Source organism: Limosilactobacillus vaginalis DSM 5837 = ATCC 49540, assembly GCF_000159435.1.
GTDB classification, from domain to species: Bacteria; Bacillota; Bacilli; order Lactobacillales; family Lactobacillaceae; genus Limosilactobacillus; species Limosilactobacillus vaginalis.
This window is the reverse complement of sequence record NZ_GG693513.1, coordinates 1-210: the sequence shown is the minus strand read 5'-3', so window position 1 is coordinate 210 and position 210 is coordinate 1. Positions and strand designations below refer to the sequence as shown.

Annotated in this window: 1 protein-coding gene; it reads right to left on the bottom strand. The window is 50.0% G+C overall.

From position 1 onward, the window contains the following. On the bottom strand, nucleotides 1-210 hold a 210-nt coding region (locus HMPREF0549_RS09685), incomplete at both ends, for an FUSC family membrane protein (protein WP_003718043.1).

The following is a 210-nucleotide window of genomic DNA, read 5'->3' as shown; positions in this document are numbered from 1 at the left end:
AAACTGAGGGTAAAAATGGCGGCGAGCAGCGATGCAGGAAGCAATTTTGCGTGCAATGGCCCCAGCTCAGCAGTGACGCCAAGTACCAGCGTTAATCCGGTCAGCAAAAAGGGCAGGGGAACATCTTTTGCCAGTAGTAGCTGTGTCAGCAAGCTACAGGTGGCAAACAGCGACGCACCAATGATTAAGCGTTTGAAAAAACGTTTATGA